Annotated in this window: 17 protein-coding genes; 7 read left to right on the top strand and 10 right to left on the bottom strand. The window is 64.3% G+C overall.

What is annotated here, in order from left to right:
* Position 1 precedes the first annotated feature (1 nt).
* The 6 genes from ACIPZG_RS10025 to ACIPZG_RS10050 form a co-directional block, all read right to left on the bottom strand.
* Positions 2–907, bottom strand: coding sequence for a transporter (locus tag ACIPZG_RS10025; RefSeq protein ID WP_400712955.1), 906 nt, complete (start codon positions 905–907; stop codon positions 2–4).
* Positions 908–1,063: 156 nt separating this feature from the next.
* Positions 1,064–2,608, bottom strand: coding sequence for a sensor histidine kinase (locus ACIPZG_RS10030; protein WP_400712958.1), 1,545 nt, complete (start codon positions 2,606–2,608; stop codon positions 1,064–1,066).
* Between the two features lie 124 nt (positions 2,609–2,732).
* On the bottom strand, positions 2,733–3,626 hold the full coding sequence (locus ACIPZG_RS10035; protein ID WP_400712961.1) for a polysaccharide deacetylase family protein: 894 nt from the start codon (positions 3,624–3,626) through the stop codon (positions 2,733–2,735).
* Positions 3,626–4,498: a GNAT family N-acetyltransferase gene (locus ACIPZG_RS10040; RefSeq protein ID WP_400712963.1), complete on the bottom strand. Its 873-nt coding sequence runs from the start codon at positions 4,496–4,498 to the stop codon at positions 3,626–3,628. Before ACIPZG_RS10040 ends, ACIPZG_RS10035 begins: the two co-directional genes overlap by 1 nt.
* Positions 4,499–4,685: 187 nt before the next feature.
* Entirely contained in the window at positions 4,686–5,228 is a 543-nt protein-coding gene (locus ACIPZG_RS10045) for an AAA family ATPase (RefSeq protein WP_400712966.1), read from the bottom strand.
* A gap of 56 nt (positions 5,229–5,284) precedes the next feature.
* Positions 5,285–6,652, bottom strand: a complete 1,368-nt coding sequence (locus tag ACIPZG_RS10050) for a UDP-glucose dehydrogenase family protein (RefSeq protein ID WP_400712969.1) — start codon at positions 6,650–6,652, stop codon at positions 5,285–5,287.
* Positions 6,653–6,977: 325 nt separating this feature from the next.
* Here ACIPZG_RS10050 and ACIPZG_RS10055 point away from each other — a divergent pair, with 325 nt between their 5' ends.
* Both ACIPZG_RS10055 and ACIPZG_RS10060 read left to right on the top strand, forming a co-directional pair.
* Positions 6,978–8,588 (top strand): 5-guanidino-2-oxopentanoate decarboxylase, encoded by a 1,611-nt coding sequence (locus ACIPZG_RS10055; RefSeq protein WP_400712972.1) that lies wholly within the window; start codon positions 6,978–6,980, stop codon positions 8,586–8,588.
* 120 nt (positions 8,589–8,708) lie between these two features.
* Positions 8,709–9,737: a LacI family DNA-binding transcriptional regulator gene (locus tag ACIPZG_RS10060; RefSeq protein ID WP_400712975.1), complete on the top strand. Its 1,029-nt coding sequence runs from the start codon at positions 8,709–8,711 to the stop codon at positions 9,735–9,737.
* A 4-nt stretch (positions 9,738–9,741) separates the two neighbouring features.
* Here ACIPZG_RS10060 and ACIPZG_RS10065 read toward each other — a convergent pair whose 3' ends face one another.
* The 3 genes from ACIPZG_RS10065 to ACIPZG_RS10075 are packed head-to-tail and all read right to left on the bottom strand — an operon-like array spanning position 9,742 to position 12,535.
* On the bottom strand, positions 9,742–10,353 hold the full coding sequence (locus tag ACIPZG_RS10065) for a lactate utilization protein C (protein ID WP_400712978.1): 612 nt from the start codon (positions 10,351–10,353) through the stop codon (positions 9,742–9,744).
* Positions 10,350–11,762, bottom strand: coding sequence for a lactate utilization protein B (locus ACIPZG_RS10070; RefSeq protein WP_400712981.1), 1,413 nt, complete (start codon positions 11,760–11,762; stop codon positions 10,350–10,352). The genes ACIPZG_RS10065 and ACIPZG_RS10070 overlap by 4 nt, the downstream gene beginning before the upstream one ends.
* A complete protein-coding gene (locus ACIPZG_RS10075; protein ID WP_400712984.1) occupies positions 11,762–12,535 on the bottom strand; it encodes a (Fe-S)-binding protein in 774 nt (257 codons plus the stop codon). Before ACIPZG_RS10075 ends, ACIPZG_RS10070 begins: the two co-directional genes overlap by 1 nt.
* 137 nt (positions 12,536–12,672) lie before the next feature.
* Here ACIPZG_RS10075 and ACIPZG_RS10080 point away from each other — a divergent pair, with 137 nt between their 5' ends.
* The 3 genes from ACIPZG_RS10080 to ACIPZG_RS10090 all read left to right on the top strand — a co-directional run bounded on the left by ACIPZG_RS10080 (position 12,673) and on the right by ACIPZG_RS10090 (position 15,757).
* A complete protein-coding gene (locus tag ACIPZG_RS10080; protein ID WP_400712987.1) occupies positions 12,673–13,476 on the top strand; it encodes a response regulator transcription factor in 804 nt (267 codons plus the stop codon).
* Between the two features lie 108 nt (positions 13,477–13,584).
* A complete protein-coding gene (locus ACIPZG_RS10085) occupies positions 13,585–14,832 on the top strand; it encodes a Zn-dependent hydrolase (RefSeq protein ID WP_400712990.1) in 1,248 nt (415 codons plus the stop codon).
* A gap of 13 nt (positions 14,833–14,845) precedes the next feature.
* The gene (locus tag ACIPZG_RS10090) at positions 14,846–15,757 is read left to right on the top strand and encodes a dimethylarginine dimethylaminohydrolase family protein (RefSeq protein WP_400712993.1); all 912 of its coding nucleotides are present in this window, start codon (positions 14,846–14,848) and stop codon (positions 15,755–15,757) included.
* Positions 15,758–15,837: 80 nt separating this feature from the next.
* Here the strand turns inward: ACIPZG_RS10090 and ACIPZG_RS10095 are convergent, their stop codons facing one another.
* Entirely contained in the window at positions 15,838–16,743 is a 906-nt protein-coding gene (locus tag ACIPZG_RS10095; protein ID WP_400641904.1) for a LysR substrate-binding domain-containing protein, read from the bottom strand.
* Positions 16,744–16,923: 180 nt separating this feature from the next.
* Here ACIPZG_RS10095 and ACIPZG_RS10100 point away from each other — a divergent pair, with 180 nt between their 5' ends.
* Positions 16,924–17,664 (top strand): class II aldolase/adducin family protein, encoded by a 741-nt coding sequence (locus ACIPZG_RS10100; protein WP_400712996.1) that lies wholly within the window; start codon positions 16,924–16,926, stop codon positions 17,662–17,664.
* A 97-nt stretch (positions 17,665–17,761) separates the two neighbouring features.
* On the top strand, positions 17,762–19,150 hold the full coding sequence (locus ACIPZG_RS10105) for a YjiH family protein (protein WP_317663035.1): 1,389 nt from the start codon (positions 17,762–17,764) through the stop codon (positions 19,148–19,150).
* The last annotated feature ends 38 nt before the right edge of the window (positions 19,151–19,188 follow it).

Raw genomic sequence — 19,188 nt, forward strand, 5'->3', positions numbered from 1 at the left:
CTCAAAGCCCTCCGCCAAAGCGGTACTGCCAGACAATGGCAAAGCCATCGTATTCGCTGCCAGTGCGGCTGTACGCACCATGACTCCCAGACAGTTTCAGCGAATGGTTGCGGTTGACCGGCAGGGTGAGGGTGGCCCCGTAGCGTGTGTTCTCTTGATAGTCGTGGTTGCCGACGCCATTGATCGAGGTGCTGCCGCCGGCAAGGTAAGTGGCATCCAGCGACACCCACACACCGTTGGTGAAGGCGTAGATCACATGCCCCTGCAGCTGATAGAGCGGGTCTTGCGACGCCGTGCGATTGCCGAAGTAATCGTCATTGTCGGTGAAGTAGGTTGCCGCTGCGGCCAGCTCCAGGGTCACCGCCCCCAGCCGCTTGGAGATCCCCAGTTCGGGCTTGAATGACCAGCGATTGTTGCCCAGGTTGACCAGCCTGCCGGGGTCATATTGGCCAAGGGGCGCGGTGACCGCCAGGCTGGCACCGATGATCACGTCCTGCCGGTAGTCAGCGAACTCGGCAAGGGACAGCGCCGGCGCGCCATACAGGTTGACCGAGAAACGAAATCTTGGATCGATCAGGCCGGTGACATCACGCTCCCTGGGTTCTCCGGCAAACAGCGCAGACCCCTTCAAATGCGCCCGGGGTATGACGACATCGAACTTCCCCGAGCGACCCCATACGTCCAAAGACCTGGCAAAGGCAACCACCGCCGACTTGATCTTGATTTTGCCATCCTGCAGCGGAACCGAAGGGCTGGCAGTGACACTGCCATCAAGCTCGCTGTAGCCCATCAGCAAGAAATTGATGCCGACCGGGGTATTGCTGTACGACCTGGGTTCAAGATCTTCAGCAGCGGCCGTGCAGGCCAGCAGGGCAAGTGACGCGACGGCGCAGGATTTGTGTGTCATGCACATTCACGCGCTTCCAGTCGGCCCCAGAGTGGTATGTATTGTTGTAGCGCATGGTTTCAAAGTTCGGAGCGTCCGCTTTGGGTCGAACGCAGCCCTTGGTCGCAAAGTCTGATCTGGCCTTATCGCCGGCGCTTTTCAAACCCCAGACAGACACTAGACACCGTCTGCCATCCTGAAGCACAGGTTCACCGTCGTGCCCTTGTTTTTGCCCGTGGCCAGGCTAGCGTGACCGCCAAAGCGCTGCATGATCAATTTCACCAGCATCAACCCGATTCCAAAGCCTCCCTGTTTGATCGCGCAACGAGGCCGAAACAACGCTTTCTGTTGGGCAGCGGTCAATCCCTTGCCGGTGTCCTGAACGATGATGTTCAACCGCTTGGACGTGCGCTGATTGATGGTGATGTACAGCGTCCCCCCGTCTGGCATCGCATCTATCGCGTTGGATACCAGACTCTCCAGTATTTGAACCAGCAACGGACGATGACCTGAGACCGGCAGCGTGCTGGTGACTGAAAACTCGACATGCACATTGGCGTTGTTCAATGGCAGTTCGAAATTTCGCAAGGTCTCAAGTACTGCATCCACCGGGTCGACCCTGCCGATTTCACCCTTCATCGATGTGGACGCAACATGCAGTTCCTTGATCCAGTCCGACATGCAATCGACCTGGTTGATGATGTCCCCGATGTTTTTGCCGGCGGCTTGAGTCCCGATCTCCAGGGCCAACTCGGCACTGGAGCGGACCGCGGCGAGCGGGTTGCGTAAGTTGTGAGCCACGACGCTGGTCACTTCGTTAAGCAAGGTAGCCATTTCGTGGTCAATGTTCTTTTGAGTCCTCGAAGGAAACAGGTTGCCAAGCCTGCCCGTAAAGGCGAGAAGGCCGAGATAGATCAACGCTGCGCCAATCGAGCAGGCCAACCACAGCACCCCGTACCCCAATCGGGTCTGGGTCAGCCATCCTGGGGGTTCTGTATAGAACTCCACCACGGAAGGTACTTCACCCGCTTTGTTGACGAGCGGGATGTAGTGCTCGATGAACAGGTTGCTCGGCATTCGACTGAACTGCTGTTCTTTACGGCTTTCTTTTACCTGATGGTAGCTTGCAACGACGCCGCCCTTGCCGGACTCGGTGCTCTCAAGCTCGTCGTTGTCCGGGAATTGCTGGCCGATCAGTTTTGAGTTGCTGGACCAGATGATGACTTTGTCGGCTGCATAAACATTGATCAATAAAGTATCCGATTGACTGGCAATGTTGCTCAGGCTCGCAAAAAACTGATGTCGTGCCTGCTGACGATTGATCCGGTCTTCTTGAGACAAGCCGCTGTCCGCACGTGAGTCCAGTATGTCGCTTGTTTGATACCCCGGCAGCCCCGAACTTGCCGTGTCCACTGCTCCCAAGGCCTGGATGAACTTGGCCGTGAATGCCGTACTTTGTTCGGTGCTGATACTGACAATCACGCTGGTGGCAATGAGTCCAACCAGGGCGGCGAGTACGAGGATACGGGCTCTGATGGGGAGCGAAGGTCTTCGGGTGGCTTTGAGTTTCGCCCAAAGCGAGGCGCGTTCATGCCGACTGGACTTTTCGCATGCCGCGGTGGGCGGGGTACTCTCTTGAGTTTGCGGCATGCGCTTCACACCTCGAGATTGTGAGAGAACACTCTGCAATGCAATTTCGATAATGGAACAAGCACGCAGCATGCCAGGCTCGATAGCCGCTGGCGTCTGGGTTGAGGCCCAGCGCGCTAGAGGCGTTACCCAGAAATTACCCTTATTTGGGGGTTTTTGGGTTTTCCATCCACCCAAACGAGGGTTATCTGGGCGCTCAGGCGGGGAAGTGGGTGATCCAGTGCCTGGCAATTTCTTCGCGCCGGCAGATCCACACCGCGTCGTGGCCTTGCACGTAGTCGAGAAAGCGCGCGAGTGCCATCGCGCGCCCAGGATGACCACTGATTCGCCCATGCAGGCCGACGCTCATCATCTTCGGGTGGTGCGAGCCCTCCTGCCACAGCAGGTCGAACGCATCCTTGAGCAGCCGGAAGAAGTCTTCACCGCTGGCGAAACCGTTCGACAGCAGATAGCGAGCGTCGTTGTTGACAAGCGTGTAAGGGATCACCAGATGGGCGGGCGAGCCAGCAAGCCAATAGGGCAGATCATCGTTGTAGGCGTCCGAGCTGTAGAGAAACCCGCCTTCCTCGCGCACCAGGCGGCGGGTGTTCTGGCTGACCCTTCCGGTGTACCAACCTACGGGGCGTTTACCGCAGATTTGCTCGATCACGTCGCGTGTGAGACCGATATGGCGCCGCTCCTGGTCTTCGGGCATATCGCGATAGTCCAGCCAACGATAGCCATGTCCTGCAATCTCATGCCCGGCAGCGCAGAGCGCATGGCCAATCGCCGGGGTGAGTTCCAGTGCCCGGCCGACGGCGAAGGCGGTCAGCGGTAGGCCTCGGGCATTGAACAGTTGCAAAATGCGCCACACGCCCGCACGCGCGCCGTATTCGTACATGCCCTCGACGCTCGGATCGGGTTCCCCCACGCGCGGCGGGCGGCCCGGTAGCTCGTGAAGCCAGGCCTCCGATTGTGCATCGCCATTGAGCAGGCATGACTCCGCGCCCTCTTCGATGTTGAGTACGAACTGGAGGGCGACGCGCGCCTCACCGGGCCAGCGCGGGTGGGGTGGGTGGCCACCGTAACCGATGAGGTCGCGCGCGGACATCAGCCCAGCTCGAACGTCGTGACGCCGAACACACGTTCGTGCGCGATCGCAGGAGGAGGGCCGAGGTACATGCGCGCACAGCCGAAAACCTCGATCATGCCCTGTTGCTGCACGAGCGCCATGGCAGCGGGGTTGTTCTCCGGGGCATCGAGAAACAGCGGGCCACCCTGGGCAAATTCCGCCAGGTGCGCATAAAGCGCATTGGCTGCCAAGGTGTCATCGGCAAACAAAGGGCCAATCTTGCAGCCTTCCCGGCAGCGCCTTGCTACGCCATAGCCGCTGAGCCTGCCGTCACGCCGGCAACCTACGGCGAGTGCATCGGCTTGGGCTATCCACCCGTTCAGGAAGGTTTCGCGTGCGGCGGGGAAGCAGGTGCGGTCGTAAGCGACGACCTGATCGAAAGGGAAGGCGGCCAACGGAACAATGTCCTGGTCGTCCAGCTGCGAAGTCGTTGGGCGTTTGCTGACGCTGGTACGAAAACGCAGGTTGCGATGGGAGAAGACGAAACCACCCTTGGCGTAGTAGTCCTGCATCGCGAAGACGCCGTCCATGCCGATGCTCGAGCCTGGGCGCAGGCGGGTGAGGAGTCGCTCGCGGCGTGCGTGCCAGAGGGTATTGCCCAGGCCTTGGCCTCGATATTCAGGACGGACGATAAAAAATCCCATGAAGCCAAACTCGCCATTGTAGGAGGTGATGGCACCGCCCCCTATCAGTTCAGCGCCCCTGGACGCTGCGATGAAGGCTGCAGGGTCAGTGGCCCAGAACAGCTCGGCATCGTGAAGGCCGGGGTTCCAACCTTCACGGGCAGCCCAGTCGACAAGCTCGTCCAGCTCGGGACGTGTCATGTTGCGTATGACCAGCTGAGTCGACACCGTGAAGTTCTCCTCGGATGCTTCGAGCCTGTGGAGCAACCTCCACGCTGGAGACTTTCGGTATAGCTTCATCTCGAGTATTGATCCAGCGAGCACGGTCGTACTCGCAAGATAGAAAGTAATGGGCAATCTGATATGGCCTCATCGCCGGCAAGCCGGCTCCCACATGGATCACGCTGAGCCCTGATCAAGGCATGCCATCAGCCAAGGTGACCGCGCTGTCCAGATTCTCCAGGAAATCCCGGATCTGCCGCTCGCCCCGCAAATGCACCGTCCGCACTTCAGGCGCCACAGCCAGCCGCATGGCTTCAATGCCTGGCCGATAACCCCTGTCGAACTGCCAGACAAACTTCAGGAACTCAAGAAACGCTTTGTCCAACTGTTCTTTGCAGCCCGCTGCCCGATCAGGCCGAGGCCTGTCCAGTACGCTGCGCACGATCACGCGCTTGAGGCAGGTCAGGCGCGGTGTGTCCAGCCAGATCACCAGCTGCGCGCGGGGCAGGCGCAGGTCGAAGGTGCGCCGGGCGTAGTTGCCTTCGCACACCCAGCTGTCACCGGCGACGGCTTCGCCGACCCGGGTGCGGAATTGCTCAGGGTCGGGCTCGGTCCAGCCAGGTTCCCAGAACAGTTTGTCCAGATGAATGACCGGCAAACCGAGCCGCTGGCCCAAGGCACGGGCAAGCGTCGATTTGCCACTGCCAGCATTGCCCAGAATCACAATCCGTTGCATGAGGGGCGTCCAGTCTAAAAAAATGGACGGCGATTGTGCGGTTTTTGCCCGCGCTGTCAACGGCCAGCGTGTGCGGGTTGAAACACAGTTGTCTGCCCGTGCGGCAGCATCTGCCCACGGCCGATGCCGTAATAGGTCAGGCCTGCGGCGGCCATGTACTCGGGCTCGAACAGGTTGCGGCCGTCGAACACTACCCGGTCGGCCAGTTGCAGCGACACCTGCTCCAGGTTCAGTACTCGGTAGTCCTGCCATTCGGTGACGATCACCAGGGCGTCGGCGCCCTGCAGCGCATCGTCCTTGCACGGCACCAGCTGCAGGTCCGGTCGCGGGCCGTAGTGCTGCTGGATCGCCTCCATCGCCTGCGGGTCGTGAGCCTGAACCCGCGCCCCTGCAGCCCACAAGGCTTCCAGCAGCACCCGGCTGGAAGCCTCGCGAATATCATTGGTGTTGGGCTTGAACGACAGCCCCCACAAGGCGAAGACCTTGCCACGCAAGCCGCCCGGGTAGTGCCGCTGGATCTTGTCGAACAGCCGATGCTTCTGCCGCTGGTTGACCGACTCGACTGCATGCAGCAGTTGCGGATCGAAACCTTCCGCCTCGGCACTGCGGCGCAGGGCTTGCAGGTCCTTGGGGAAGCACGAGCCGCCAAAGCCACAGCCGGCGTAGATGAAGTCGTAGCCGATGCGCGGGTCCGAGCCGATGCCGCGGCGCACCATTTCGATGTCGGCGCCCAGGTGCTCGGCCAGGTTGGCCATTTCGTTGATGAAGGAGATCTTCGTCGCCAGCATGCAGTTGGCCGCGTACTTGGTCAGCTCGGCGCTGCGGGCGTCCATCACCATGAGCTTTTCCCGCTTGCGGTTGAACGGCCTGTACAGCTCGCGCAGCAGCTCCACCTCGCCTGGCCCGGCGCCGCCGATGATGATGCGCTCGGGGCTCATGCAGTCATCCAGGGCCGTGCCTTCCTTGAGAAATTCCGGGTTGCTGATGACCTGGAAGCGCCCGGTGTCGGCCACGGCCTGGGCGATGCGCGCTTTGATCCGATCCACCGTGCCCACCGGCGAAGTGGACTTGTTGATGATCACCTTGGCACCGATGGCGTGTTCGAGGATGTTGTCGACCACGGCGAACACCTGGCTCAGGTCGGCACCGCCATCGGCCAGCGGCGGCGTGCCGACGGCGATGAACAGCAGGCGGGCATGGTTGCTGGCAAGGCCTGGGTCGGTGCTGAAGCGCAAGCGCCCGCACGCCAGGTTCTTTTCCAGCAACGGCGCCAGGCCGGGCTCGAAGATCGGACAGTGTCCTTGATCGAGGGCGGCGACCCGTTCGGCATCGACGTCCATGCACAGCACCGAGTGCCCCACCTGGGCCAGGCACACCGCCTGGGTCAGGCCCACATAGCCGGTACCAAAAACCGTAACCTTCATTTGACAGCTCCGTCGTCGTCGCTAGGCAGATCGCGGCAAGTTGAAAAAATGTCACGTTTGTATTGAGGATTTGTGACCAGGCCGACCTGAAAACCCACCGCGTACCGCCGCCAGACCAGGGGCCTGGCGGGAGGGTGGCTGGGTGCTGGTTGGCAAAGGGGCTTGTCGCCTGCAGCAGGCAGGAGGGGTGAAATTGAAAGTGGCTTTGCATGCTCGATCTGCAGGTTATTGTTGCCGATGAATAATCCGACAAAAGCAATGTTAGCGCTAACAATCTGGTGTTACAGTGCCCTCCATTCGATGACATATCCTTGGAGGACACTTCATGTTGACCTGCGGAGAACTGCTGGTTGAGCTGCTGGAAGGGCTGGGCGTGGATACCGTGTTCGGTATTCCCGGCGTGCACACCGTGGAGCTGTATCGCGGTCTGCCCAACACCGCCATCCGCCATGTGACGCCGCGCCACGAGCAGGGCGCCGGCTTCATGGCCGACGGCTATGCCCGCGTTTCCGGCAAGCCGGGCGTGTGCTTTATCATCACCGGCCCGGGTATGACCAACATCACCACCGCCATGGGCCAGGCCTATGCCGACTCGATCCCGATGCTGGTGATCTCCAGTGTCAACAACACCGGGCAACTGGGCATGGGCGGTGGCCGCCTGCACGAGCTGCCGTCGCAGAGCAACCTGGTGTCCGGCGTGGCCGCCTTCAGTCACACCCTGATGCGCCCAGATGAACTGCCTGAGGTGCTGACCCGCGCCTTCGCTGTGTTCAACGGCGCCCGTCCGCGCCCCGTACACATTGAGATCCCCATCGACGTGATCACCGCGCCGGCCGACCATGTGCGCCGCAAGCTGGGCGCGCTGCCGAGCCGCCCGGGGCCGTGCCCGCACGCCATCGTTCGCGCCGCCGCGATGCTCAAGGCTGCCAAGCGTCCGCTGCTGCTGCTCGGTGGCGGCTGCGCCGACGCCGCCGCCGAGGCCCAGCGCCTGGCCGAAGCCCTGGATGCACCCACCGCATATACCATCAACGCCAAGGGCGTACTGCCCAAAGGCCATCCCTTGGCGCTGGGTAGCAACCAGACTTGGGTGCCGGTGCGCAAGAGGGTGCTGGCCTCGGACCTGATCCTGGCCATCGGCACCGAACTGGGCGAGACCGACTACGACGGGGTGTTCGACGGCAACTTCCGCATCGAGAGCCCGCTGATCCGCATCGACATCGACGCCGAGCAGCTGAACCGCAATTACCCGGCAGACCTCGCCATCCTCAGCGACGCTCGCCAGGCCATGCAGGCCCTGGTGGCGGCCTTGGGCGAAGTGCCGGCGTTCAATGCCGAAGGCGTGGGCAGCCAACGCGCGGCCACGGTGCGTGCGGAGCTGGACGCCCAGTGGCCGGCCAACTGGAAGGGCCAGTGCAAGGTGCTGGACACCCTTCAGCGCACCCTGCCGGACCTGATCGTGGCGGGCGACTCCACCCAGCCGGTGTACTCGGGCAACTACCTGTTCGAAGCCACCCGCACCCGCAGCTGGTTCAACTCCGCCACTGGCTACGGCACGCTCGGCTACGGTCTGCCGGCTGCCATCGGCGCCAAGTTGGCGGCACCGCAGCGCCCTGTGATCGCATTGATCGGCGATGGTGGCATCCAGTTCACCCTGCCGGAGCTGGCGTCGGCGGTGGAAGCCGGCGCGCCCATCATCGTGCTGCTGTGGAACAACAGTGGCTACGGCGAAATCAAGCGCTACATGCAGAACCGCGACATCCCCACCCTCGGCGTCGACATCTACACGCCGGATTTCCAGGGCCTGGCCCGCGCCTTTGGCTGCAACGCCGAGATGGTCACCAGCCTGGATCACTTGGCAGCGCTGCTCGAGACCGCCGCCAAGGCCGATCGCCCGACCTTGATCGAGGTGTGGGAGCACGCCGACTTCCTGGCCTGATGCCGCAACTGTGGCCCTGCCTGAGGGGGCGAATGATTTCGCCCCCTCAGGCAGGGACTTGCCCATTCACAGGGCCGTTCAGGGATAATGCGCCACTTACCACAGGCGCCAGAGGCCAGGATGTCCACCAAGAGCAAACCCGCTACCCTGCATGACGTCGCTCGATTGGCCGGGGTATCCGGCATGACGGTCTCGCGGGCGCTGAGCAAGCCGGACAAGGTTACCGAACGCACTCGGCAGAAGATCGAGCAGGCGGTGCGCGAGCTGGGCTACGTGCCGAACCTGGCTGCCAGCCAGCTGGTGACCGGGCGCAGTGGCATCATCGGCGCGATGATCACCACCATCACCAACCCCATTCTCGCCACCACCATCGAGGTGCTTCAGCAAGGCCTGGCCCGTGCCGGCTACCACCTGCTGATCGGTGAGACGCGCTTCTCCCAGGACGAGGAGCACAAGCTGCTGCGGGCTTTCCTCGGCCGTCAGCTGGACGGCCTGATCCTCGCCTACGGCTATCACTCGGCGCAAACCCTGGCGCTGTTGCAGTCCGCCGACATCCCCCTGATCGAACTCTGGGACTTGCCCGAGGGCGAGGTGCCGCGCCAGCCCGTGGGGCAGGTGGTGGGTTTCTCCAACTGGGCGGCCGGGGCCGCGGCCGGGCGCCACCTGGTGGAGTCCGGTTATCGCCGGCCGGCTTTCTTCGGCTATGACGACGAGCGCGAGAACCTGCGCTTCGCCGGTTTCCGCCACGCGGTGCGCGACGCGATCGGTGTCGAGCCGCAACGCTTCAACACATCCCCCATACCCCAGGTCGACGACGGCGTGGCGGTGATCGAGCGTCTGGTTCGGGGCGAGATCGATTGCGACGGGGCGTTCTTCACCAACGACATGCCGGCCCTCGGCGCGCTGTTCACTTGTCAGCGCCTGGGCTTGGACGTGCCCGGGCGCCTGGGCATCTGCGGCTTCGGCGATATGCCCATCGCGCGGGTGGCCACACCGTCGCTCACCAGCGTGCGGATCCCCTCCGAGCGCGTGGCCGACGCCACCGTGGAGCTGCTTTTCCAGCGCATCCGCAACGAGGCGCCCAGTGCGGTCAATGTGGATGTGGGCTGCGAGCTGGTGGCGCGCGAGTCCACCGCGCTGCGCGGTTGAATCCTCAGGGCGTTAGCAGTACATGCACGGCACGCGGGCCATGGGCGCCGTAGAGCAGCTGGCCGCCGATATCGGCGGTGCTGGAGGGGCCACCCACCAGGTGCAGCGCCTCACCCGGATGCCCGGCCACCAACGGCCACAGCTGCTCCAGCCGCCCCACCAGCCGCGCCTTTGACAGCACCACCAGATGATGCTCTGGCAAAAAGCCTGAGCGCGGCGGATGGTCGGGGCCTGCCAGAAACACCAGGCTGCCGCTGGCCGCCACGGCAGCGAAGGCACGGGTTACCGCCACTTGGTGATGGGGCAGGGCACCGCCCACATCCACCGCCACGCCCTGCCAGCGCTCGTGCGCCAATCCCGGTGCCAGAGCCACCGCATGGGTGAAGCCCAAAGGTGCCAGGTAGGCTGCCACGGCGCTGGCGAGCTCGTCTGGGCTGGCCAGGGTTTGCAAGGTTACTCCGGTGAGCGCCAGGCGTTCACGCAGGCGCTGCTCCAGGTCGCTGCCGTCGCCCGTGACGATCGCAGCGGGCGGTGGCGCCGGCTGGACGCAATCGCCCGATTGACGACCCAGCGACTGGCGCACCTTGCCAAGAATGGCCGCACGTGAGCACGTCATTGGCGTTTCTCCTTCTGCTGACGTTGCCAGCGTTGCTGGAAGGTGGCGCCCTGGGGCGCGGGCAGGTCGCGCTCGGCGGTCCAGGCGCCGGCCAGTGGCAGGCGGCGGAGCCGGCCACGGCCACGCGCGGCCAGTTTCAGGGCGCAGGCTAGCAGGGCGGTAAGCCGGTGGTAGAGCGCCGGGCGCCGCGCCAGCGCCGCCCACAAGCGCAGGCCCAGGCGGGGGCCGGTGGGCGTCAGCTGCCGTTGCCACTGCTGTTCGCGCAGCGCGCGGAGCATGTCGGGAAGGGGAATCTGCAGGGGGCAGACTTCCTTGCAGCGGCCGTTCAGGGTGCAGGCGTTGGGCAGGTCGCGGGTGTCTTCCAGACCGGCGAGGTTCGGCGTCCACACCGAGCCCATGGGGCCTGGGTAGATCCAGCCGTAGGCGTGGCCGCCGACCCAGTTGTAGACAGGGCAGTTGTCCATGCACGCCGCACAACGGATGCAGCGCAGCATGGGGCGGAAGGCGCCGGCGAGCATCTCGCTGCGGCCGTTGTCCAGCAGGACCACATGGCATTGCTCGGGGCCGTCGCTATCGGCGCCGCCATACACCGAGGTGTAACTGGTCAGCGGCTGGCCGGTGGCGCTCAGGGCCAGCAACTGCAGGTGGGTGCCGGCATCCGCCAGGGTCGGCAGCACCTTCTCGATGCTCGCCAGGACGATGCGCACCGGCGGCAGCAGGCTGGTAAGGTCGCCATTGCCTTCGTTGGTCACCAGCACATGGGTGCCGTCCTCGGCGATCAGGAAGTTGGCCCCGGTGATGCCCACATCGGCCGCCAGGAACTGACCGCGCAGCAGGCGCCTGGCTTCGGCTAGAAGTTCGGCCGGGTCTTCCAGGTATCGCTCGCGCCCCAGCCCCTGGTGATGCTGGTGGAAGAGTGCCTGCACCTGGCGCAGGGTCTTGTGGATCGCCGGGCCGTTGATATGGCTGGGCGGCTCGTCGGCCAGCTGCAGGATGTATTCGCCCAGATCGGTCTCGACGCGCTCGATGTTGGCGTGGGCCAGGGCCGCGTTGATGCCCATCTCCTCGCCGATCATGGTCTTGCCCTTGATCACCCGGCGCGCACCGGCCTGGCGGCAGATGGCGAGCACCTGCTGCTGCGCCTCTTCGGGGGTCGCGGCCCAGTGCACCTGGATGCCCCGCGCTTGCGCGGCGACTTCGTAGCGTTCCAGGTAGTGGTCGAGATGGGCCAGGGTGTGGTCCTTGACGGCCCGGGCCCGTTCGCGCAGGGCCTGGAAGCTGCCGCTGGCCGCCACCTGCTCGCGCACATGGGCGGCGAAGCGGCGATTGTCGGCCATGGCCTCTTGCAGGTCCGGATCGAACAGGGCGGCGCGGACGCTGGGCTGAAAGTGGGCAGAGCGCAGTTCCATCAGGTGCTCCTGCCTTCGCCGATGGCCGGGGCGTCGGTCATGCCGGCCAGCACCTCTGCGGTGTGAAACACCCGCACCGACTGGCCCAGGCGGGTCAGCCGGCCGCTGATGTTGAGCAGGCAGCCGAGGTCGCCGCCGAGCAGGGTGTCAGCGCCGCTGGCGCGGATACTGGCGACCTTTTCGCTGGCCATCCGTGCGGAAATATCGGGGTATTTGATGCAGAAAGTGCCGCCGAAGCCGCAGCAGGTCTGCGCGTGCGCCATCTCCACGAGCTTCAGACCCACCACGCCGGCCAGCAGGCGTCGCGGCTGTTGCTCGATACCCAGCTCGCGCAGGCCGGAACAGCCGTCGTGGTAGGTGACACTGCCCGGGTAAGCGGTGGTTGGCTGCCAGGCCATCGTCTCGTCGAGGAAACTCAGCAGCTCATGGCTGCGCTCGGCCAGGGCCAGGGCGCGCGAATGCCAGGCGGGGTCGTCCTTGAGCAGCTCGGGGTAGTGCCGCTTGATCATGCCGAGGCAGGAGCCCGAGGGGGCCACCAGGTAGTCGTAATGTTCGAAGGCCGCGATCAGCTGCTTCGCCAGCGCCCGGGCCGGGTCGGCGGCGCCGCTGTTGTAGGCTGGCTGGCCGCAGCAGGTCTGGGTTTGCGGCACCTCGACTCGGCAGCCTGCCTGTTCCAGCAAGTCCACGGCGGCGAAGCCGACGCTGGGGCGGTGCAGGTCTACCAGGCAGGTGACGAACAGCCCCACCCGAGGGTTAGTCTGGCTGATGGGCATGAGGCGTCTCCAAAGCAAGGTGACAGGCAATCTATGTTAGCGATAACATTCATGTCAAATCCAAATCACGAGAGTTGGCCCGCAGGCTCGTGCTGTTGGACAATGAGCGCCTCTGCGTACCACGAGACGAGCTGCCCTTGATCGACCATGCCTTCGACCTCGCCCGCTGGCTGAGCCATGAAGCCCCGCTGATTGAGGCCATCGGCCGTGCCGATTTCCCTGCGCGCCTGCTGCAGTCGGTGTTTGCGGCGGTGCCCATCGACACCGCCTTCATCGTCGCCCACGTGCCCGCAAGGCCGCCGGCGATGCTGGAGGCGGGCCGGGTACTGCCCGAGCGGCGGGAAGAGATCCAGCGCTACCTGGTAGGGCCCTACCTGCTTGACCCGGTACGCCAGGCCTGTATCGAAGGGCGGCGGGGCGTGCTGCGGCTGGCTGATATCGCGCCGGACGGTTTTCAGGCGTCGGAGTATTACCGCAGCTTCTACGTGTCCCATGGGCTGGCGGACGAAGTGAACATCCTCATCGACCTTGCCGGTGCCGGCGGCCTGGCCCTGTCCATGGGGCGTCTCGCCGGCCATGGCGCCTTCGCCGCCGAGGAGCTGGCGAGGTTGCAGGCCATCGAGCCGCTGGTGGGGGCCGCCGCCCGCCGCCACTGGGGCGCCGTCCTGGTGGACGGGGAGGGCGAGGGGCAGGCATTGCACCGGCAGCTGGAGCGTGCCTTCGAGCGCTTCGGAGAGGGTTGCCTGACCGAGCGCGAGGCCGAGGTGGCACGGCTGATCCTGCGCGGGCATTCCTCCAAGTCGGTGGCCCACGCACTGGCCATCTCCACCGATACCGTGGGCGTCCATCGCAAGAACATCCACGCCAAGCTCGGCATCAGCTCCCAGGGCGAGCTGTTCTCCCAGTTCATCGCCAGCGTCACCGCCTCCGGCGTGGCCTGAGCCGGGTCCTACCCTGATCCGGGTATGGTTGGGTTCGCCCGCCGACTCTAGGCTGCCTCTCGTATCCACCACCGACTCCACGCCGGTGGTCCGTCGAGAGAGCATCCCATGGCCAACACCCACACTGCTTCACTTCGCATCAATGGCGAACGCCTTTGGGCCCGCCTCATGGCGATGGCGCAAATCGGCGCCACCGACCAGGGCGGCTGCAATCGCCAGGCCCTGACCGACCTCGACAAGGCCGGTCGCGACCTTTTCGTCGGCTGGTGCATCGAGGCTGGCTGTACCGTGAGCGTCGACCGGATGGGCAATATCTTCGCCCGCCGCGCCGGGCTCGACGACAGCCTGGCGCCGGTGCTTACCGGTTCGCACCTGGACACCCAGCCCACCGGCGGGCGCTTTGACGGCGTCTATGGCGTGCTGGCCGGCCTGGAGGTGATCCAGACCCTGAGCGACGCCGGCCTGTGCACCCGCGCACCCCTGGAGGTAGCGGTGTGGACCAACGAGGAGGGCGCGCGCTTTTCGCCGGCGATGATCGGCTCTGGCGTCTGGGCCGGCGCCTTCGACCTCGCTTATGGCCATGGCCGTGCCGACCGCCAGGGCCTGACCCTCCGCACCGAGTTGGAACGCATCGGCTACCTCGGCGAACTACCGGCACAGGCCAGGCCCCTGGCTGCCGCCTTCGAAGTCCACATCGAGCAAGGCCCGATCCTCGAAGCCGAGCACCTCACCGTAGGGGTGGTGACCGGGGTGCAGGGCATTCGCTGGTACGACCTGACCCTCACCGGCCAGCCGGTGCATGCCGGGCCGACGCCGATGACCGTGCGGCGGGATCCCTTCATGGGCTTGGCCGCAATCCTTGCGCGCCTGTATCGCCTGGCCGAAGAGCACGGGCCCTGGGCCCGGGTGACGTTCGGCGACATCCGTGTCGAACCCGGCTCACGCAACACGGTACCCGAGCGCCTGGTGCTGGCAGTGGACCTGCGCCACCCCGAGCAGGCTGTGCTGGATCGGCTGGACGCCGCCTTTCGCGCGATCGTCGCTGAAGAGACAGGGCGCTTGCGCCTCGAAGCCGATATCCGTGAAGAGTGGCATTCCCCGGCGGTGGCCTTCGATGCCGACTGCGTGGCCGCGGTGCAGGACGCCGTGGCGCAATTGGGCTACTCGCACATGCCCATGTGCAGTGGTGCCGGCCACGATTCGGTGTACCTGGCGCGGGTCGCCCCCACCAGCATGATCTTCGTCCCCTGCAAAGGTGGCATCAGCCATAACGAGGCTGAGGACGCCGCCCCCGCCGACCTCGAGGCCGGCGCAAACGTCTTGCTACACGCCATGTTGCGCATGGCCCATTCCTGACCTGGAGAACACCATGAGTGCATTCACCCTCAAGCACCGCCGCGACAGCGGCGACACACCGCGCCTGGAGCACTGGGGCGCCAACTCCGAATACGGCACCCTGCGTGACGTGCTGCTGGGGCCGGTGGACCACTACCACTGGCTGGAGACCAGCTCCATTTCGAAGAAGAGCCTGCGCCTGGGCTACCGCTTCGACGCCGATGTGGCCCGTGCCCAGCACGCCGAGATGGTCGACGCCTACCGCGAGGCGGGGGTGAAGGTGCACATGCTGCCCACCGACCCCAACCTCAAGTATCAGGTGTTCGCCCGCGACTCGAGCGTGATGACCCCCTTCGGCCCGATCGTCACCCAGATGGCCCAGTGGTGGCGCCGTGGCGAGTACGCCCCGGTGATCCAGTTCTACAAGGACAACGATATTCCGATCTATGACATGATCAGCGCCGGCTCATTCGAAGGCGGTGACTTCATGATGCTGCAGCCGGGGGTGATCCTCTGCGGCTACACCGGCGAGCGCTCCCAGGCGCCGGCGGTTCAGCAGATGAAAGGCTGGCTGGAAGCCGAGGGTTGGGAAGTGAAGCTCTACGGCATGGACCCGTTCTTCGTGCACATGGACGCGCTGTGCGTGATGCTCGCCGACCGCTTGGCGGCGGTCTGCGTCGATGCGGTGGAGCCCGAACTGGTGAATTGGCTGAAGGCCAAGGGCATCGAGATCGTCGATATTCCCTTCAAGGACGCCATGGAGCTGGGTTGCAACGTCGTAGCCCTGGGCGAGGGGCGAGTGCTGCTGCCGTCCACCAGCCTGACCCTGAAGGAGAAGTGCCTGGCCCTGGGGCTGAAGGTCTATGACCCGGACATCAGCATGATCGCCAAGGGGGGTGGTGGCGTGCACTGCATGTGCCAGCCGCTGCGGCGTGATTGGGTGTAATCGGCCACGGCTGAATGCCTTGTTTACCCCTCTGCCTGACAGGAGAGGGGTAACCGTGGGCATCGAACGCGCCGTAGCGTTCAATCCGGACCCGGCTCCCTCCACTGCAGCAACCAGTCGACAAGATGCTTCACCTTGGCATCGTTGTTCTGCTTCGGCCACACCACGTAGTACCGTCCCGCCACCAGCGCCTCCTGGCAGGCAAGCACCAGCAGCCCTTCGCAAACCTCCCGCTCGACAAAGAAGCGCGGCAGCACCGTGACGCCAAGTCCATGCAGGGCGGCATCGAGCACGAACTGAAAGTGCTCCAGGCGCTGGCCGGGCAGGGCTTCGATTTCCTTTGCCGACAGACCGGCATGGTGCAGCCAGAGCTGGGTCGAGGATTTTGTCAGACCGGTGAGGGAGCTGTGGTGCAGCAGCGGATAGCGCAGGATGTCACGTCGCTCGACGATCGGTCCAAAGCGCTCCAGCAGGTCGGGGGTGCACACCGCGACCATTTCCCCCTCCATCAGCAGGCGGGAGTCGAACTCGGCCCAGTTGCCGTCGCCGTAGAGGATGCCGACGTCGTAGCCTTCATACCGGTCATACAGGCGCCGGAGGTCGTTCATGATCTCCAGCTCGACCTCGGGGTGTTCCCGGGCGTAGCTCTTGAGCTTGGGCAGCAACCAGCGGGTGGTGAAGGACGGCTCGGCGCCGACCCGCAGGCGTCTGGAATGGCTGCTGCTTACGCGCAGGGTGGCAGCCTCCAGCTGGTCCAGCAGCAGCGCGACTTCCTGTACGTACTCACGGCCCTTGTCGGTCAGCAGCAAGCGCTGGCGGACCTTTTCCACCAGGGGGCAGCCGAGCATGTCCTCGAGGTTCTTGATCTGCCGGCTCACGGCGCTCTGGGTGAGGTTCAGCTCTTCGGCCGCGCGCGTCACGCTCATGTGCCGGGCGAAGGCGGAGAAGCAGCAGAGGGAGATCATGCTGGGGAGCTGTCTGCGCATCAGAGTTCATGACGTTTTGGAATGATTGTCTGCAAGATAAATCGATATTCGCCCCCAGGCAAGCCCCCTAATCTACCTCCTCGAAGGACCATAGGCGGGTAGGCGCACAGGCCGTGCGTAGGCATCAGGGATGCACCGTGCTGCCCAGCGATAGCCGCACCTGAACGACTGGATGGTTCCATGATTACAACAACGAACGAACAGATGCTCCGCACCGATCTCGCCGCCGCCTACCGGCTGCTGGAGGTCAACGGCTGGAGCGACCAGGTCTTTACCCATATCTCGGTCAGGCTGCCGACGGACGAGCCGGCCTTCCTGATCAACCCGTACGGTCTGCGCCCCAGCGAGGTGTGCGCCTCCAACCTGGTGGCCATCGACGTCAATGGCCGCAAGCTCGATGACAGTGCTCCCGAAGTGAACCCCGCCGGTTTTACCGTGCACAGTGCCGTGCACATGAGCCGCCACGACGCCGTCTGCGTGATGCATACCCACACCTTGGCCGGCATGGCCGTCGCCGCCCTGAAAGAGGGCCTGCTGCCGCTGAACCAGACCAACATGATGTTCTACGACCGTGTGGCCTACTACGACTACGAGGGCGTGCCCCTGGACCTGGAAGTGCGCCAGCGCATCGTCGACGCCCTGGGCGACAAGCACAGCGCCATCCTGCGCAACCACGGCTTGCTCACCGTGGGCCGAAGCGTCGCCGAAGCCTATTTCCGCATGTACTACCTGGACCAGGCCTGCCGGATCCAACTGGAAGCCCTGAAGACCGGCCGTGAACTGACCGTACCGGACCACGAGGCCTGCGAGTTCACCGCACGGCAGATGGAGAACGAGCGTTACCACCTGGAAAGCGTTGACCTGGTGTGGCAGTCCGAACTGCGCCGGCTTGACCGCCTGGACGCGACTTTCCGCGCCTGAGTTCCTGCGTTGCGCCCTGAATCGCGATGAACAATGCCTGCGTACTGGCACGCCAGCGGGCGCTAGGTCCACTACAACTACAAAAAGGTGTGAACCCATGAACGAACAACCCGAGTCCGGCGTCTTCGCGAAGTCCGGAGGCCTCTTGATGCAGTACAGCCCCGCACAGCTGCTGCGCTTCCTGATCCCCTCGTTGATCGGCGTGATGCTGTTTCTCGTGCCGATCGAGATCAACGGCAAGAGCAACATCCTGATCGCCTTCCTGATCGACTACATCAACGACGTGGTCAAGCCGCTGATGGTGCCGGTCACCGTCGGCGTTGCCACCATTCCCAGCCTGCTCACCGTGCTGGTCACCTTCAGCTCGCTGAAGAAGCATCCCAACCGCTTCGTCCAGTTGTTCAACCCCGGCATGGGCTGGACCGTCGTGCGCGTCATCGGCGCCGTGCTGATGGTCATGACCTATTGGAAGATCGGCCCTGAGTGGGTCTGGCACCGCAACACTGGCGGCGTGATGCTGTATGACGTCGGCCCGGTGGTCCTGGCCATTTACTTCCTGTCGGCGGTGCTGCTGCCGCTGCTGACCGACTATGGCCTGATGGAGTTCGTCGGCAGCCTGGTCAGCCGTGGCTTCGAGAAGCTCTTCGGCCTGCCCGGCCGCGCCGCGGTGGACTGCATGGCCTCCTGGCTGGCCGCCTCCAGTGTCGGCATCATCCTCACCACCCAGCAGTACCGCCAGGGCTTCTACTCCAGCCGCGAAGCCTGTGTGATCGCCACCAACTTCTCCATCGTGTCGATCGCCTATTCCTACCTGTTGCTGAAGCTGATCGGCATGGAACACATGTTCCTGCCCTGGTACGCGGCCGTTGCCGTCACGGGCCTGATCTGCGCCCTGATCGTGCCCAAGCTGCCGCCCCTGCGTGGCAAGCCCAACGCCTACAATCCGCTCGTCGGCAAGCAGCTGCGCACCGATCGACGCGAAGGTGAAGGCCTGATGGCACTGGGTCTGCGCCGTGCCATCGAGCGTGCCGATACCGCGCCGTCGATCTTCGCCCAGCTGCGCCATGGCGTGCATGTGAGCCTGGACATCGCCATCTCGGTCTACCCGGCGATGATGGTGATCGGCTGCCTGGGCCTGTCGCTGGTGGAATTCACCCCGCTGTTCAAGTACCTGTCGATGCCGCTGGTGCCCTACATGGAGCTGCTGCAGCTGCCGGAAGCCGAGAAGGCCGCCCCGGCCCTGCTGGCGGGTATGGTCGACAGCATCATGCCGTCCATCCTCGGCGCCTCCATCCAGAGCGAAGTGACCCGCTTCGTCATGGTTGGCGTGGCGGTCAACCAGATCATCTTCTTCACCGAAGCGGCCATCCTGTTGATTCGCGCCGATATCGGCCTGAAGCCGCTGGACCTTCTGCTGATCTACATCGTGCGGGTGCTCGTCTCCCTGCCGATCCTTGCCTTGCTCGGTCACCTGATCGTCGGCTGACGCCCCGCCGGAGCGCCCCATGGCGCTCCGGCCCATAA

It is taken from the genome of Pseudomonas sp. NPDC089395 (assembly GCF_044749525.1).
In the GTDB taxonomy this organism is placed as follows: Bacteria; Pseudomonadota; Gammaproteobacteria; order Pseudomonadales; family Pseudomonadaceae; genus Aquipseudomonas.

Excerpts from the sequence above, each read along its gene's own strand:
- ACIPZG_RS10095 (WP_400641904.1), bottom strand. The coding sequence starts at position 16,743 with ATGCGCAGACAGCTCCCCAGCATGATCTCCCTCTGCTGCTTCTCCGCC.
- ACIPZG_RS10055 (WP_400712972.1), top strand. The coding sequence starts at position 6,978 with ATGTTGACCTGCGGAGAACTGCTGGTTGAGCTGCTGGAAGGGCTGGGC.
- ACIPZG_RS10070 (WP_400712981.1), bottom strand. The coding sequence starts at position 11,762 with ATGGAACTGCGCTCTGCCCACTTTCAGCCCAGCGTCCGCGCCGCCCTG.
- ACIPZG_RS10085 (WP_400712990.1), top strand. The coding sequence starts at position 13,585 with ATGGCCAACACCCACACTGCTTCACTTCGCATCAATGGCGAACGCCTT.
- ACIPZG_RS10050 (WP_400712969.1), bottom strand. The coding sequence starts at position 6,652 with ATGAAGGTTACGGTTTTTGGTACCGGCTATGTGGGCCTGACCCAGGCG.
- ACIPZG_RS10060 (WP_400712975.1), top strand. The coding sequence starts at position 8,709 with ATGTCCACCAAGAGCAAACCCGCTACCCTGCATGACGTCGCTCGATTG.
- ACIPZG_RS10100 (WP_400712996.1), top strand. The coding sequence starts at position 16,924 with ATGATTACAACAACGAACGAACAGATGCTCCGCACCGATCTCGCCGCC.
- ACIPZG_RS10030 (WP_400712958.1), bottom strand. The coding sequence starts at position 2,608 with ATGCTGCGTGCTTGTTCCATTATCGAAATTGCATTGCAGAGTGTTCTC.
- ACIPZG_RS10035 (WP_400712961.1), bottom strand. The coding sequence starts at position 3,626 with ATGTCCGCGCGCGACCTCATCGGTTACGGTGGCCACCCACCCCACCCG.
- ACIPZG_RS10105 (WP_317663035.1), top strand. The coding sequence starts at position 17,762 with ATGAACGAACAACCCGAGTCCGGCGTCTTCGCGAAGTCCGGAGGCCTC.
- ACIPZG_RS10065 (WP_400712978.1), bottom strand. The coding sequence starts at position 10,353 with ATGACGTGCTCACGTGCGGCCATTCTTGGCAAGGTGCGCCAGTCGCTG.
- ACIPZG_RS10090 (WP_400712993.1), top strand. The coding sequence starts at position 14,846 with ATGAGTGCATTCACCCTCAAGCACCGCCGCGACAGCGGCGACACACCG.
- ACIPZG_RS10045 (WP_400712966.1), bottom strand. The coding sequence starts at position 5,228 with ATGCAACGGATTGTGATTCTGGGCAATGCTGGCAGTGGCAAATCGACG.
- ACIPZG_RS10025 (WP_400712955.1), bottom strand. The coding sequence starts at position 907 with ATGACACACAAATCCTGCGCCGTCGCGTCACTTGCCCTGCTGGCCTGC.
- ACIPZG_RS10075 (WP_400712984.1), bottom strand. The coding sequence starts at position 12,535 with ATGCCCATCAGCCAGACTAACCCTCGGGTGGGGCTGTTCGTCACCTGC.